An 18,156-nucleotide genomic window follows, 5' to 3' on the forward strand; every position below is an offset into this window, starting at 1 on the left:
ACTGTTGCCTGATCCCTCGATACTTGCCACGGATTGAATCAGGCAACAATCTTTTTGAAAATACCGATCCTGTCAAAAGTTACTAATTTTCTAAGATCATTGCAAGGAGTTTCATATAAGCATGAAGTAGTTCTTTCATTTTTTCGCTTCTAAGCCTTTGAGGCTGATAGTCGAGACGGAAGTTGATATAGTTGCTACCTGATTCGATCTCGAGCAGGATATCAAATATGTCATTTATCTCACTGCGCTTCGTTGCAAGTCCTTTTCGGTAAAGTAACGGAGTAACAGTAAATGGTTCCTTGGACATAACAAGTCCAGAAAGCCTATCTGCCTCGTATACCTTGATCTCCTCTTCTGCTTTTAGCTTCTGATGAACATAGCGGAACAACTCAGAAAAATTAGTCATTGAGCTTATATCTACATCTAGTGACATAAACTGATTAGGCACTTGCATCAGTAGCTGAACAGACAATTGCTCGGACCCACTAATTTGCGATAGCAAAAATGCATAAGCAGCGACAAATACATCGTCTATGCTCACTTGTTCTACTTCCGCCAATCGCTGTAATTTCAGCACAGCGGCGGATGTTAATTCTGCTTCAAATATAGAACCCGGCTCGCTCATCTGATTACTAGCAAAATAATCTCGCCCCATAGAAATGCTTGGTAGTGTAAAGGCTCTGGCTTGCTCCTTATCGCCATGCATAATTAGATTCGCGATCTTACTAATCGATGGGTAAGTGAACATATCGGTAACCGTCACATGATTGGGATATTTTTCATCCACACGGCTGTGCATCCGCACCAATAATAAAGAATTTCCACCGAGGTCAAAGAAATTGTCGTGAACACCAAAGCCAGTGACTCCAAGTAATTCTTCCCAAATAGTAAGTAGCACTTCCTCTATCTCATTTGAGGCAGCGACAAATGCCGTACCTGTAGAAAGTCTGGATGTCGTATTTTCAAGTACCTTGCGATCAGCTTTACCGCTTGGTGTAAGTGGCATCTTCTCTATTTGAACAAAATGCGCCGGAACCATATATTCTGGCAGTGCTTCTTTTACAAACTCACGCAGAGGAGCAACCGAAAGCTCGGTGTGAGCGACAATGTAGGCAATCAATATTTTGTTGCCAAACGTATCCTCGCTACTAAGAACGATCGCTTCCGTAATCTCATCATGGCTTTGTAAGCGTTGCTCAATCTCCCCTAATTCAATTCGATATCCTCTTATTTTTACCTGATGATCAGATCTTCCCAAATATTCAAGCGTTCCGTCCTCACACCATCTTGCTATGTCACCTGTACGATACATGCGAACAGAACTGTCAGCATGAAACGGATCGGACACAAACTTTTCAGAGGTTAGCTTAGGCTGGTTCAAGTAACCTCTTGCTACACCATCACCCGCTATACACAATTCTCCTTGAACGCCAAGGGGGACTAGCTTGTAATGTTTGTCTACAATATAGATACTAGTATTTCCTATTGGCTGTCCGATGGTTACTGTGTCTTTATTGGTCAAATCAGCAATCGCCGAGTAAACCGTCGTCTCAGTAGGCCCGTACAAATTGAACAGCTTGGCCTGTGTGATGGCTTGCAGTCCATTTAATTGAACAGTTGAAAAAGCTTCTCCGCCAATCATAATGACCTCAAGCAAGTGTAAGCTGTGATGACATTCCTTATCATTCATCAGAAGCTGAAGGCGTGATGGAGTGACCTGTATCATGCTTGCCTCTTTGTTGATGATTAACCTGCTCAAGCGTTTAGGATCACGTTGCTCACCTTCCGTAGCGATCACGACAGTAACTCCCTTTAACAATGGGACAAAGGTCTCTAGCACTAGCACATCAAAGCTAATATTCGTAACAGAGACAAGTCTTTTTCCCTCTTGGAAAGGCATGATTTTCACAGCAGCTTCTATAAAATTATGGACTCCGCGATGCTCAATCATTACACCTTTTGGCTTCCCGGTTGAACCAGAAGTAAAGCAAACGTAACAAAGCGAATTAGCGTCTATTGAAGTATTGATTGCTTCTGTAGACTGACTATTTATCATAGAAGCACCATGTTGTTGTCTGCGTTGATTGCTCACATTCTTTTTCGTCAAAGCATCCTCTGATAGACACACTTTATCAATCGTAAATAAAGCGTCATATCGATATCGAGTTAACTCATTTTCGATGGTGTGTTCTTTTTGAGAAAAAGTCACATGTCTAACCTCGTCATGCTTCGATAGCCAATCCTCTAAGAAAGAACGCGAGATAAACAATTCAGTTGTAAATTCAGTTTTTGTACGATGCTTATCATCTTGAATCTGTGTTTTCTTATGCTCCGTTAATGACCGTATCATCTCTTCCTTCAACGACAAATCCATAATGTCGCCAACAAATAAAACCCCATTTTTCCCCATCAGCTCTAGCGCTTTTGCTAGGACAAAACGTAAATAATTATGATTAGGGAAATATTGAATGACACTATTTAAAATCACTACATCAAAATCTCGTTCATCCAATTGGTCAATTTCGTGAGCAGGCAAAGTGGCAAGCTTCATGTTCGAAACACCTTCACGTAGCATTCTTTGCCTATTTTTCTCAATAATCACATCAGATAAGTCCGTACCATAATAAGAACCAACATATGGAGCTAGCTCAAACATTGTCAAACCTGATGAGCATCCAATTTCCAAAACTCTCGTCTGAGAATTTAGATGAGGTTTTAGCTTATGCAGCACGTTTTTACTATACTCACTCATTTCCTCTAAAGAGAAGGGCTGTCCTGTATAACTGCTTACCCAGCCGCCAATTGAAATCTCATCATTTCCAACTGAACCGATATGATTCCACAATTTCTGATCAATCAGATCGTTCGTATGGGTGGAGTCTATAGAAGTAATCTCATCTTTATCAAGGCAGACAAAGGTATCTAAAGTTGGACATTCCCACTGCAACGCATTAAGTTGATGGATAAAACGCGAAGTGGATAGGACAACACTTATGCTTGCTTCATTTACGATTACCTTGACTCGATCATCGGGTAATACGGGATCAATTGGTACATAGGCGGCTCCTGCCTTTAGAATTCCAAGCATTGCGATTAAGATGAATTCAGATCGTTCAATCAGGATTCCAATTAATTGATTCGGTTGTACCCGATGATGCTCAAGTAAATAATGAGCAATTTGGTTAGCCCTGTCATCTAATTCCTGATACGTTAGCGATCGTTCTTCACACATGAGAGCGATCTGATTAGGCGTTAGCTTTACACGTTCAACAAATAATTGATGAATTGTTTTATCCTTGTCATAGAACATTGCCGTATCATTAAATTCAACGAGAAGCTGATTTTTTTCTTCAGGCAACAATAATTCCAAACTTTCAAGCGTCAAATCAGGATTCTTCGTAACCATTTGCACGAAATGGATAAAATGCTTTAATAGTTGCTCTGCCGTTCTTTTGAGAAACAAGTCTTTGCAGTATTCCAGACGGAAATGATATCGTCCTTCCCTTACTTTTGCTTCAAGGGTTAGGTCAAATTTAGATGTTTTATTTGGAAACTCCAATTGGCTAATGGAAATATCCTCTAATGCCAGCTCTTTGCTGTCCATATTCTGTAAAATAAACATAGTATCAAACACTGGGTTTCTGTCTACATTCCGTTCAACATCCAGCTTTTGGACCAATTCCTCAAACGGATACTCTTGGTGCTCATATGCTAGCAATACGTTTTGTTTCACTCTTGCAAGAAAGGAAACGAAGCTATCCTCTTGATCTACACGATTACGAATCGGCAACGTATTTACAAACATCCCCATTACGTTTTGCAAATCAGCATGTGTTCTTCCTGCAATTGGCGATCCAATCACTTGATCATTTTGTCCTGAATATGTAGCCAGTAAGAAATGATATGCTGCAAGAAGCACCATAAATGGAGTTACGTTGTTTTCGAAGGCAAATTGATTTATGGCGGCAGTCTCTTCTTTATTCAACCCCATCCATACAGAATCTCCACGAAAGCTTTTTAATGGAGGACGGGCAAAATCGGTTGGAAGATGCAAGATTGGAATTTCATCAGCAAATTGTGACAGCCAATACTGCTCATTTTTAGCCCATTCATCTGAGGATATCTGTGAATTGTGCCAAACCGTATAATCTTTATACTGAATAGCCAATTCAGGTAATGACTCGCCTGCATATAAGCTCATGAACTCTTCGATAAATAACTCAAGCGTTGAACCGTCTGAAATGATGTGATGCATATCAAACAAAAGTAGATATTCTTCCTTCTCTATATATACCAGCTTGACTCTTAAGAGTGGTGCTTGTTGTAGATCAAACGGCTGCACAAAGGCTTCTACTATTTGTGTGATCAATTCAGACTGACCTATTTCTTCATCCATATTCCCCCATAACGAGTGTTCGGATATGGAAAAGTTAACCTTCGAATGAATCTGTTGAACAACCTCATTATTTATAAAATGAAAGGATGTCCGTAAAGCCTCATGGCGATCAATTAATTCATGAAATGCTTTTTCCATTCGGTTACGATCTACATTGCCTTTTAGTGTGATCATTCCTGGCATATTATAGGTTGTTGAGCCCTGTTCCATTTTATCTAACACGAACAATCTCTTCTGTGCAGAAGAAATCGGATAATAATCCTGTACAGGTGCTTTTTCAATTTGCCCGTACGCTATAGATGCTTCACTTTCTACCAATGACGCTAATTCTGCAATGGTTGGTGTATGGAATACTGCTCGTAGCGAAAGCTGTTTGTCAGAGACTTTTCGTAATTTCGAGACAAATTGGGATGCTCTAAGTGAATGTCCACCCAGTTCGAAAAAATTATCATGAATTCCTATTTTTTCCATCTGTAAAATTTCACTCCAGATTTGCACCATTTTGAGTTCTAGCTCTGTACGAGGCGCTACATATTCTACTCCTGTGTTGATGCTAATCCCCTCTGGAGCAGGGAGAGACTTACGATCAATCTTTCCATTTGGTGAATGAGGTAATTTATCTAACTGCATAAAATAAGAGGGAACCATGTAATTAGGAAGCTCAGACGACAAGCTTCTTTTTAGTTCATTTACCGTTAATTGCTTATCCGCCACAAAATAAGCGCACAAATGCTTGGTCCCATCATGATCTTCCCGCGCGATTACGACAGCTTCTCGCACTTCTTTTATTTTCACAAGCTGTGCTTCTACTTCTCCAAGCTCAATGCGATAGCCTCGAATTTTAACCTGATGATCGATTCTCCCTAAACACTCGATGGTTCCATCTGGGAGCCATTTTGCCAAATCACCTGTTTTATGCATCAGGCTCCCCGGCACAAATGGATTTTCTACAAACTTTTTAGCCGTTAATTCTGGAAGGTTCCAGTAGCCCCTTGCTAGTCCTTCACCCGCAATGCATAGCTCACCTGCCACACCTATTGGTTGAAGCTGATTTTGAGCATTTACAACATAGAAGTATTTATTCATAAGCGGCTTACCGACTGTGATAGCCTCTCCTGTCTTTATTTCTGCTACAGATGACCAAACAGTGGTTTCCGTGGGACCGTACATATTATACAGTCGTGCCCCCGTGTAGGTACGCAAGGTTTGTAGCAATGAAACAGGCGGGGCTTCTCCACCCAGCATAATTTCACGAACTCCCTCTAAACAATTGACACGCTCTGTGCCATGCATGGAAGACAATAACATTTGCATACGAGGAGGTGTCATTTGAAGCATATCAATTTTCTCTTTCCAAATGATTTCACTCAATACTTTTGGATCAGCCTGTTGAGCTTCACTAGCTATGACAACCCTTACCCCTTTACTTAGCGAAAGGAACGTTTCCAAAATGAATGGATCAAATGAAATCGTCGTAATACAAAGGATCGACTTCCCTGGAGAAAAATCAATTCGATCCGTAATGCCATCCACCTGATTGATAACTGATTGATGACTAATCATGACTCCTTTAGGCCTACCTGTTGAACCTGATGTGTACATAACATAGGCTAAATCAGATGGGGTACTAATCGGTTCAAGATTGGTTGTGAGATCCTGATAGGAAGATTCTTCATCCACAGCGATACATTTTCCAGCAAAGGTGATTCTTTCTTGTAAATGACTATGTGCCACTACCAGTTTGGCACCCGTATCCTCTAGCATGTAGCGAATGCGCTCTTCTGGATACACTGGATCAATCGGGACATAAGCTCCCCCTGCCTTCAGGATTCCTAGTAGCCCAACCATCATGTCCAAGGAACGCTCGACCAAAATACCAACAAGTTGATTAGGACCTACTCCTTCTGCTCTCAGAGTACGTGCCAATTGGTTTGCTCGATCATTTAACTCACGGTATGTAAGGTGCGCCCCTTCATAGACGATAGCAACTTGATCTGGGGTACGCTCAACCTGATTTTCAAATAACTGATGAATAGTTTGCTTCTGTAGATTCTCTGCTGTTGTATCGTTAAACTTCTCAAGGATCAATGTTTTCTCGAAAGGAGTCATCATCTCAATCGAGAAGAGTTTTGCATTTGAATCGCTTAGTATCCCTTCTGTCATTTGTAGCACATGCCCAGCAATACGCTCGATGGTAGATTCGTCAAAGCGATTTTGGTGATAAGTAATTCGTAATTCTACATCCTCGTTCATGACGATTTCCAAGCAGAGCGGATAGTTGGTTAATTCGTTCATTTCGTAGGACCGTACTGACAAATCGGAAAATTTGTTCATCAGACTAAAATCCATCGGGTAGTTCTGAACGATCATAATAGAATCAAATATTGACTCCTGATTATCCAATTGGGTCCATTTTTTAACATCAACAAGTGGAATTGCTTCAAAAGCTTCTCGGGCTTTCACTTGTTGATGAACCATTTGCAGCAGATCGATAATTGTCTCGTCTGAAAGGTTTTGTACACGGAACGGTAGTGTATTGATAAAGAGACCTACCATTTGATCGATCCCTTTAATCGGTGCTGTACGTCCCGAACTCGTTACGCCAAACACAACGTCCTGATTGTTATTGTAGCGTTGCAATACCAAGCCCCAAACGGTATAAAAAAAGGAAGCAATCGTAATATTCTGCTCTTGGACAAATGCTTGTAAGCGTTTGGTCAAGCCTTGTGTGAAACCATATGTATAGCTTTTCCCCTGTTTCGTAGCTTCAAGACTATATTCTTTACGTGCAAGTACGTCTGATTTTGTGTCGAATCCATCAAGCAGGTTTTTCCAAAATAAAACAACTTCTTCCTTCTTCTGCTGAGACTGACTCCATTTGATAAAATCCTTAAATTTACTTTTCTCTTTTGCCGTCTGTTCCTGTCCTGCTTTAAGATTATGATAAGCTTGAAAAAATTCGTTCAGTAAAACACCATTACTCCAGCCATCATACAAAATATGATGATTCGTAATAATCATTTCATATTGATTGTCCATCAATTTACATAAAGTAACACGGAATGGCTCGATATGTAGATGCAAGGGTTCCTGGAGATCCTGTTGCTTTACGTTGGCAAGCTTCTCCAATTTTTGTTCTGCAGGCACTGTCGACAGGTCAATCTGTTTAAAAGAAACGGGCTTGTCCTTTAAAATGATCTGCACTGGTTTTTCTAAGTTTTCCCACCGATAAATAGTACGTAGCATCTCATTCTGTTGGGCCATGTAATCCCATGCTTGTTTCATTAGCTCTGGTTGAACACTGCCTTCCAAATTCAGCGACAACTGTTCATAATACTCTCTACTTTCAAGATTATATAAATAGTAAAATAATATCCCTTCTTGAGAAGGCGTTAATCCCAAAATTTCTTCGACGTTCGCTTTGTCAATCTTCATTGTTTCCCCCATATACATCCACTCCATTTGTACTCGTGTCGGCCTTCTATCAGATCATAAACGTACTTATAAAAAAAGAAGTTGATGAAAAAAGAAAAATTTTACATACGCCAAAAAATTCCATGACTTAACAATATCATACAATTAAAAAATTTTCACTAATACTATAATAAAATAAGGAAGAAAGGTAAGACCATGGTTTTTATCCCAAGGTCTTACTTCCAATCCATTTTATTTAAAACTGAAAATCCAATTGATCAGAAATATCCATTTCGATTAAGTCATAGGATTCAGCAATCTCTATATCACTTAATTTTGTCCCCGCTTCATTAACAATTATCGTTAGCAGCTTAAGAAAGGATTCTCCGAGAATGTTGATCGTACTCTCTGTAAATAATGTATTGGCATACTCAAATTGAAATACTAACTCCTCATCAGCTTCTATCGTAATGACGCTTACATCAAATTTAGACATACGATATTTATAATCAAAGCGTGATATGGATAGCTTATCAGTAGCATCATTACCTTCTGTGATGTAAGGCTCCTCAATATTTTGCAGGATAAACATGGTGTCAAACAACGGATTCCTGGACTCATCATTTGCTGCATCTAGCTTTTCTACGAGCATGTCAAATTGATAATCCTGATGATCAAAGGCTTGTAACACGTGCTCCTTAACCATAAGCAGGAACTCGGTAAATGTCTGCTGCGTATCAGATTGTAAACGGATGGTCAATGTATTGACAAACATACCGATTACCTTTTCCAAATCTGCATGATGTCTACCAGCAATCGGTGTTCCAATAATGATATCCTGCTGATGAGCATATTTTGATAGCAGCACGTGATAGGCAGCAAGTAACACCATGTAAAGTGTTGTACCTGTAGAGCTAGCCAAGTTACGCAATCCTAACGTCAATTCTTTATCAGCAAAGAACTCAACAAAACTACCCTCAAAGCTTTTCACAGACGGACGTGGATAATCTGTTGGCAATCCAAGCACAGGTAATGGACCGCTAAATTGCTCTAACCAGTATTTTTCTTGACTTTGCATGACATCAGACGCCAGTAGCTTGTTTTGCCAAGCTGAAAAATCCTTGTATTGAATTCTTGGTTCTGGAAGTTGCTTTTCCTGATAGAATTGCACCAGTTCATCTAACAAAATGGCTATGGATGACCCATCCATGATGATATGATGCATATCCAAGACAAGCACATGGTATTCATCTTCTACTGTGACCACGAAAACACGCAGTAGTGGTGCCTTGCTCAAGTCAAAAGGAGCCACAAGTGACTGCACAACGGTGTAAAGCTGTTCGTGTGTTGATGTCACTTCTTTTATGTCTAGCTCCAGCTTCTCCTGAACATATTGAACAGGCTCTCCTCTTTCCCACCCGAAAGCAGTGCGAAGAATCTCATGACGCTGCACCAGTTTTTGAAAGGCTTGATGTAGACGCTGTTTGTCCAGTTTTCCCTTAATAATAAACATATTCGGAATATTATAGGCGATACTCTCTGAATCACGTAGATTTACAAGAAACATACGTTTTTGTGCAGAAGAAAGCTGATAGGCTTCTTGTTTTTTGACAGGTTGGATCATCGGATAAGCTTTTTTTCCACTGCTCGCTACTAGCTGTGCTAAGTCTTTGATGATAGGTCTGTCAAAAAAGTCCCGTAATGAGATATCTACCTGCAGCTCCTTATTGATACGTGAGATGACGGTCGTTGCCTTGAGTGAATGACCACCGTTTTCAAAGAAATGATCTTCAATACCTATCCCAGTCGTATCAAGCACGCTTTCCCAGATAGCAATTATTTTTTCTTCAATCTTGTTACGCGGTGCTACGTATTTGCTTTCTATTACATTTCGATCAGGTTTTGGCAATGCCTTGCGATCTACCTTCCCATTTGTAGTCAAGGGAAGTTTCTCCATTTTTACGAAGAAGGCTGGAATCATATAGTCAGGCAATGTATTCGCTAAATGACTTTTCAACTGATTAATTGGCATATCTTGTTTTAGCACCACATATGCACATAAGCTCTTCTGACCTCTTGCATCCTCAATATCCATTACTACTGTTTCTAAAATATTGGGATGATTGTTGATCTGATTCTCAATTTCCTCCAATTCAATGCGGAATCCCCGTATTTTAACCTGATAATCTTTACGCCCAAAAAACTCAAGTGTTCCATCAGAAAGCCAACGCCCCATATCTCCTGTTTTGTAAAGTCGTACCCCTTTATGATGAGCAAATGGATCGTCCATAAATACTTTGGCGGTTCTTTCTGGATCATGTAAATAGCCTCGTCCAACCCCTAAACCAGACACACAAATTTCGCCCTTAATTCCAACCGGGCAAAGATTCATTTTTTCATCCACGATGTAAACCTTAAAATTGTGCAGAGGTTTACCAATTGGAACGATTTCGCTCTGAGGCAATTGATCTATTATATGAATCGTAACATCGTCTGATGCCTCACTAGGCCCATAAGCATTCGCTAACGGAATATGCGGGAAGAGCTTGAACCATCTCGCTACCAGGCTACGTTTAATTGCTTCTCCTGTGACGCTTACATATCGAAAACAATCTAACGATAAGTTGTTTTCTTCCACATGATCTAGCATCACGGACAAAACAGATGGTACAACTTGGAAGATATTTATCCGATCTTGAATAATCTGCTCAATGCAAGAGTCAGGCTCCATTGTCATCTGATTATCATAAATAATGGTCGTTCCACCTAAGATAATAGATGTAAAAAATTGCCACACCGAAATATCAAAGCAGTGAGAAGCTGTTTGAGCGATTCGACAATCTTGACCCAAATTAAGCCGCTGTTTCATCATATGTAGATGATTATTAAGTCCGATATGCTCCACCATCGACCCTTTTGGCTTGCCCGTTGATCCTGATGTATAAATGATATAAGCAAGTTGATTAGGCTCAACCCTCACTCTGAGGTTATCTTTCATTTCCTGATTGATGGCATCCATTTGAGCATCGAGGCAAAGAATGGTGCCCTTGTAGTTTTGTTTAATCTCAGGAGTTACAAATTTAGATGTAGTTATCAATACCGTTGCTCCTGAATCTTCGAGAATACCTATAATTCTCTGTATAGGATAGGCCGTATCAATAGGGATATAAGCGCCACCTGCTTTCCAAATCCCTAGAATACTTTCCATCATGGGAATGGAGCGTTCTAAGAAAACAGCAACAATCTCTTCCTTTTGCAAACCAGTTCTATGGATAAACCGCGCCATTTGATTTGCCCGAGCATTTAACTCTTCATACGTGATTTGTTGATCCCGATGTATCGCAGCAATGTCAGTAGGTCGACATTCCACCTGCTCTTCGAATAATTCATGCACCGTTTTGTCCATTGGAAAATCACATGTGGTGTTATTAAAATCATCGAGAATTTGTTTCTTTTCTTGTTTTGTCAACATAGTAAGATCAGAAATAGGTTGTTCTGGATGCTCCACAATGGATTCAAGCAGCTCTCGATAATGCTCCATCATCCGGCTAATGGTGGTAGAAAAAAAGATATCCATGTTATATTCCGCTACCAACAGCAGGCCGTCTGGATGCTCTGCGATATCAAACAAAAGGTCAAACATAGACGTTCCTCTATCAATTTCCGGATGAATCAGCGTCTCATCAGAGAGTTTAAAATCTGTGCGACGAGTATTTTGCAATGTGAACATCACCTGAAAAATGGGCGTGATGTTTTTGGTACGTTCAGGTTGTAATACCTCCACTAATTTTTCAAATGGAACATCCTGATTGGAAAACGCTTCAAGCGTAACCTCGCGCACTTGTTTTAAAAGTTGAGTAAATGTTGGATTATCCGCCAATTGAGAGCGTAATACAATTGTATTAGCAAAGAATCCAATCATCCCCTCAGTCTCCAAGCGTGTCCGATTAGCAATTGGAGAACCAACTAGGATATCTGTTTCGCCCGAATATCGACTAAGCAATACTTTAAACGCTGACAGCAAAGCCATATAAAGAGTCACACCTTGACGCTTGCAAAGAACATGTAATTTAGTGACAAGCTCTTTCGGCATAACTAACGTCTCCCGCTGACCTGCACCACTGGCTACACTCGGACGAGTCCGGTCTATTGGTAATTGCAAAACAGGCAAATCTCCAGCCAACTGCTTTTTCCAATAGGCTAGTTGCTGATTCATCAATTTACCATCTAGCCATTTACGCTGCCATGCCGCAAAATCAGCATATTGTAGCTGCATTTCTGGTAAAGGTGACGGTTTTCCTTGGCTAAATGCTTCATATAAAACAGATAACTCATGTGTAAATATCTGTAAGGACCAACCATCCATAATAAGGTGATGCATGGTGTAATAAAAGACATAATTCTCATCATCTTTTTTGAATAATAGGAAACGCACCAACGGACATTTCGTTAAATCAAACGGTCGATTAGCATCTTCATTGGCCATATCAATGATACGCTGATGGCGTTCTGAAGCCACAACGTCACTCATATCAATCACCGGAATGCGAATAGGCTGGAATGGATAACTGACTTGATAAGGTTTTCCGTCTTTTGAGATAAAGCTGGTGCGCAGAATTTCATGTCGACGAATAATCTCATTTACTGCACGCTCCAGAGCATCAATGTTCAAATTCCCTTTGAGTGTATTTGCCACTGGGACATTATAGGTTGCACTTCCAGGCTCAAGCTGTTCAATAAACCAAACTCCCTGCTGTGTATACGAAAGGACAAGATCACTATCGCGTGAAACAGGAACTAATGGAACTGATACAGATTGCTCTCCGGAAGCTATGATTTCGTCAATTTGTTTTCCCATTGCTTGGATCGTTGGATTTTCAAAGAATGTTCGCAAGGATATCTCGATCTGAAACGTATGGTATATTCTTGATAACAACTGAGTAGCTAGCAGAGAATGTCCACCACTATTAAAAAAATCATCAATGATACTAATGCGATCAATTCCTACTATTTCTTTCCAAAATCCAGATAAAATGACCTCTGTTTCTGTAATAGGTTCAATAAACGGTGTATTGCTTTCCTCTCGTTCTATCAAAGGAGCCGGCAATGCTTTTCGATCTACTTTCCCATTTGGAGTAACCGGTACATGATCCAAATAAATAAACGTGGCAGGGATCATATGCACTGGCAATTTCTTCTCTGCATAGCTGCGAAGCTCACTAGCGGGAAGTATCTCTTGATTGTAGGTAGTAAAATAAGCAATCAGTTGCTTGTTGCTATTTTGATCTTCTCGCATGATTACTACGGCATCTCGAATTTCTGGATGCTGCCCCAAAACGGCTTCAATTTCACCTAATTCAATTCGAAATCCGCGAATTTTCACCTGGTCATCCTTGCGTCCGATGTAGCTTAAAGTCCCATCTGGCAAGTACCGAACAATATCCCCAGTCTTATATAAACGATCCGTTTCGTTTGAAGAAAATATATTCTTTATGAAGCGTTCATTTGTGATATCAGGTCGATGTAAATACCCTAGGGCAAGACCAGGCCCTCCCACATACAGCTCACCTGGAACTCCGATCGGGACGACTTGTAAATATTGATCGAGAACATAGACCTGGGTATTAGCAATAGGCTTCCCGATTGGAATTGATAAAGCATCAGCAGGGACTTGCGTAACATGATGGGTCGTAGTAAACGTTGTACATTCTGCCGGACCATAAACATTAATCAGCTTCTTCGGCTTACCTTTTTCTAAGGCTACTCTTACCCATTTCGCATCAGCCGCTTCTCCCCCGAATAAAACCGTCATATTTGTAAACATGTCAGGACTTTCCCCTGCAAATTGATTGAACAGGGCAGTCGTGCATAACATCACGGTTATCCCATAACGATGAATCTCTTTCTGGAAAGCGTACGGAGATAGAACAACGTCTGGCGCAATAAGCACAAGCGTCGCACCATGCAGTAGCGTCCCCCATAGCTCAAAGGTAAATGCATCAAAGGATGTGTTATTAATCTGGGCTAAACGATCGCTAGGCTCCCATTCTATATAGGAATGATTTTTTACGAGACGAACAATCCCCTGATGTGTAATCCTTGTCCCTTTTGGGATACCTGTTGATCCAGAGGTATAGATAACATAGGCCATATTCATAGCCGTAGCGTTGCTATTAGGTGTTGATAAGCTTTCCTGATCAAGATCCTGATCGTCGCTATCTAGTAGCACTAGTGTCAAATCATAGTTTGAAAACTGTTGATAATGAGACTGTTTCGTAATCAGCACAGATAATTGAGAGTCCTTGATAATAAAGGAAATTCTCTCCTCAGGATAGGTAAGATCAATCGGTAGATACGCTGCTCCCGCTTTCAATATCGCTAGAATGCCGATGATCATTTCTGGCGATCGTTCCATGCTAATGCCCACAAGCGTGTCTGGCTGCACACCTAATCGTTGAAGTCGATGAGCCATCTGATTGGATTTCTCATGTAATTCTCGATAGGTAAGCTGAATTTTTCCGTCAATAATTGCGATGTGGTCTGGAGATCGTCTAACCTGCTCTTCAAATAACTCTTGAACAAGCGATTGACTAGGAAATGGAATATTCGTCTCATTCCAAATCGTAAGAAGTAGGTTACGTTCGGAATCATCTAGCAGAGAAACCTGCCCAATCGAAGTTTCCGGGTGAACCATGATATCTCTAAGCATTGTAGTTAGATGCCCTGTTAAGCGTTTGATCGTTTCCTCTCCAAAGCGTTCCGCATCAAAAATGATGGTCCCTACTAAACCTGCTTCTCGCTGGGAAATAGCAAGAGCAAGCTCTGTATCATCACTCCAGAATGGTTCATCTATCTCACCCGTTACAAATAAAATCTGAAAGGCAGACTGTCGATAGACCGAAAATTCCTGCTCAAAAGCGATAGCGTCTACTGTACGCTGGACACGCAGAAGCAATTCATTGAAGCTGGGATTGCCAGAGAAGTCACTGTAGATAGAGAGCGGAGAATCTTTGCTAGGATCATCCTGTCTTATCCATCCGCTTACAATGCCATTCTCACCTGTATAACGATGCAGAAGCAATTGCCAGGCACACAATAGCGTAACAAAAAGAGAGCTACCAGCTATTTCTGCTAGTTTTGTAAGTTGTTTGCTTTCCTCATTTGAAAGAGTAAATTCAATATTTCCCCATTTGTTTGGGGCATGGTGTAAAAGTGAATGCTCCAATGGTAGCTGTAAGGTAGGAACACCCGTCAGTAACCCATTCCAATGCGTGAGGAGTTGATCCATTGCTTGCAGTGAATCCCCCGTTTTACTGGTTATCAAGTGCAAAACAACAAACAAACGATTCACTAGCTGTCCAACACCCTCATCACTGTAGAGAGCTGGGTGATAATCTAATTGGAGAATGAGACCCTTATCTTGTTTTTTAAAATAAAACACCATATCAGCAGGAATAGACTCTACACTTGCTTGATCATGTATGCTATCTAGCAGAACGATGGTTCCAAAGATCGGTCTGCTTTTTTCCTCATTTGACATCCCCAATAAGCTAGCAATTAAATGATGCGGCAGGCTTTGATGTTTCACTGCATTGGCTATCGTAGCTTTTAATGTAGGAAGCACCTGTTTCCAGGTTAGGGAACGATCTAAGGAACTGCGGATCGGCAAGACATTGGAAAAAGCCTGCTTACCACCCTCTTTTTGTTGAAAAACAGGCATTCCGACAATAATATCGGAACGCTGTTGATATGTAGACAATAGATACTTGATCCCCGCAAGCAGAAACATGTATATGCCGTAGTTTGAGTTGTTACTCATTCGCATAATCCTTTCCACTATCGCTGGTGGAATTGGATAACTGACTGAATTCATGTCCTCTACTTTATTGGCAAGGGGGCGTGTTTCAACGGGGAAACCACTAAAATCAGCGACACCCTCCAAGTGCTGAAGCCAGTAGGAGCGTTCTTGCTCAAATTGCCCGCTTGCAAGTAAAATGTTATGCAAAAAATTGGTGCTCATTGGAATCCCCCTTTTTACATGCTATGTTTATTCCAATAGTTGTCCTACCTTTAAATCCTCTGCTTTTTTCACAAAATAATGCCCTATCGAAATATCAAAAACAGCCATCCCCATAGGATTAAACATAATAGTCTGATCTTCACGATAACTAGATATGGCATTATGACAAACCACATCAATAATCGATTTTGTGTCTTCTTTCTGCAAACCACATTGCAAATGCATAGACTCTATATCCGTTTTTTCCCGACATACCTCTTCCCAGTTGTCTACAATAATTGAGCCTTTTACATGCGGGAAAATCTCTGTAGTAAAGTCTCGTAACGAAACATTGAGTAGAAGTGAGCCTGCTTTTGGTGCTGCATCAATGTATGGTGCTTTAGAGACTGTGCATGTCATGAAGATATCCGAATGTTGATAGGCTTCTTTCCAGTCCTTTGCAATGATAACCTTCTCTTTCACAGATGGGTCAATCGATGTGATGTCAATTGGCTTGAGATCATATAAGTAAATATTTTTAATTCGATCTCCCAGTAATGAAGTGACCATCTTAAAGTGATATTGACCGATCGGACCCCAGCCGATAATGCCAACCGTGATATCTTTTTGCTTGCGAACGTCATCATAATGTTTCATAATCATTCCACTGACAGAAGCAGTACGAATAACGCTAAGTAATGCTGTGTTAACAATGGCTTCTGGAACCCCATTCGTTGCGTTATTTAGAATAGTGACACTGTGCGCTCGTGGAATACCTTGATGAATATTATTTGGAAAGCTAGCAATCCATTTAATCCCTGCTTGATTAATCGTACCGCCTACATAAGCAGGCATAGCAATAATTCGATTTTGCTCTTGTCCATAGCGTAAATAAGGTTTTATTGGTTGGGAAAAGTCATCCTGCTGTAAGCATTTCACTGCCTGTTCAATAACAGAAGTCGTTTCAGCCCAGTTAATTCCGATGGTCAGCAAGTCCTTTTCATGTAGATATCTCATTCGGTAATCTCCTCTCCCTTTTTACATCTTGCTTGTTTCTAAACCGTTCAAGATCTCCCTCGTTGATTCTTGCAAGATAGCGCAGCCTTTTTGTAATTCATCCCATTCAATGGTTAATGGAGGCAGAAGCTTAACCACGGTATCATTGCGGCCTACACACTCGATGATTAAACCGCGCTCGTAGCAGCGTTTTGCTATCTTTTTCGCAGCGTTTACATCTGAACCACTAGCTTTAGCCACATCCACACCCCAAATTAATCCCATTCCACGAACTTCAATCTGGTCGTGCAGGCTAGCAATCTGCTCATGTAAGAATTGCTTTACATACCCTTCTTTACGTAGAACCTCTGCTTCTAATTGTTCTTGCTCTCTGTAATGTAAGGCGGCCTCGGCAGCAACAAAGGCTAGTTGATTACCGCGGAATGTTCCATTATGTTCCGCAGGTTGCCAGATATCTAATTCTGGTTTAAACAGCAGGAGAGACATTGGTAGACCATAACCGCTGATAGATTTGGAAAGTACGACAATATCCGGAACAATGGCCGCTCTTTCAAATGAGAAGAAGGAACCTGCTCGACCGCATCCAATCTGAACCTCGTCGCAAATCATCAGCACATCATGCTTGTCACACAATTGGCGTAATCGTTGAAGCCACTGGATAGGGGCAACGTTAATGCCCCCTTCTGCCTGAATCGTCTCGCAAATGACTGCGGCTGGTTTAGCAATGCCCGAATGGCTATCGCTAAGCATTTTATCCATATATTCAATCGTATCGAACGTAAAATCAGTAGGGAACGGCATAAATGTGACTTGAGGCAAATCAACACCTGCCGCCTGCCGATTGTAGCTATTGGCGGTAACAGACAAAGCACCTAAAGACATACCATGAAAGCCACCTGTAAAAGCAAAAATACCTGAGCGTTGCTTCGTCTTGCGGGCGATCTTTAGTCCCGCTTCTACCGCATTTGCTCCCGTTGGACCACAAAACATTACTTTATATTCCAAATTTCTGGGACGAAGAATCAACTCATCAAAGGTCTGCAAAAAACTTTCCTTGGCAGAGGTATGCATATCTAGACCATGAGCAAGCCCATCCCCTTCTAAATAATCGATAAGCTTTTTTTTAATAAAATCATTATTATGCCCGTAGTTGAGAGCCCCGGCTCCTGCAAAGAAATCAATGAACTTTGCTCCTGATCTGGTATACATCGTTGAGTTTTTTCCTTTTATAAATACATCTGGAAAGGATCTGCAATAAGAACGGACATTAGACTCTAGTTGTTCGAATATGGAAGTTGGTTGCGTAAGCATAGAGATTCTCCTCTAGTTT

The 18,156-nt window shown here is 40.8% G+C and carries 4 protein-coding genes; all 4 read right to left on the minus strand.

Annotated features, from left to right (window positions below):
* Window positions 1-82: 82 nt before the first annotated feature.
* The 4 genes from AYJ08_RS13865 to ectB all read right to left on the minus strand — a co-directional run bounded on the left by AYJ08_RS13865 (window position 83) and on the right by ectB (window position 18,137).
* Window positions 83-7,843 (minus strand): non-ribosomal peptide synthetase, encoded by a 7,761-nt coding sequence (locus AYJ08_RS13865; protein ID WP_064018224.1) that lies wholly within the window; start codon window positions 7,841-7,843, stop codon window positions 83-85.
* Window positions 7,844-8,066: 223 nt separating this feature from the next.
* The gene (locus AYJ08_RS13870) at window positions 8,067-15,830 is read right to left on the minus strand and encodes a non-ribosomal peptide synthetase (RefSeq protein ID WP_064018225.1); all 7,764 of its coding nucleotides are present in this window, start codon (window positions 15,828-15,830) and stop codon (window positions 8,067-8,069) included.
* A 27-nt stretch (window positions 15,831-15,857) separates the two neighbouring features.
* The gene (locus AYJ08_RS13875) at window positions 15,858-16,826 is read right to left on the minus strand and encodes a 2,3-diaminopropionate biosynthesis protein SbnB (protein ID WP_064018226.1); all 969 of its coding nucleotides are present in this window, start codon (window positions 16,824-16,826) and stop codon (window positions 15,858-15,860) included.
* A 21-nt stretch (window positions 16,827-16,847) separates the two neighbouring features.
* Window positions 16,848-18,137, minus strand: a complete 1,290-nt coding sequence (ectB, locus tag AYJ08_RS13880; protein ID WP_064018227.1) for a diaminobutyrate--2-oxoglutarate transaminase — start codon at window positions 18,135-18,137, stop codon at window positions 16,848-16,850.
* Between the last annotated feature and the right edge of the window lie 19 nt (window positions 18,138-18,156).

The sequence above is a fragment of the Brevibacillus sp. SKDU10 genome (assembly GCF_001645205.1).
GTDB lineage: Bacteria > Bacillota > Bacilli > Brevibacillales > Brevibacillaceae > Brevibacillus_B > Brevibacillus_B halotolerans.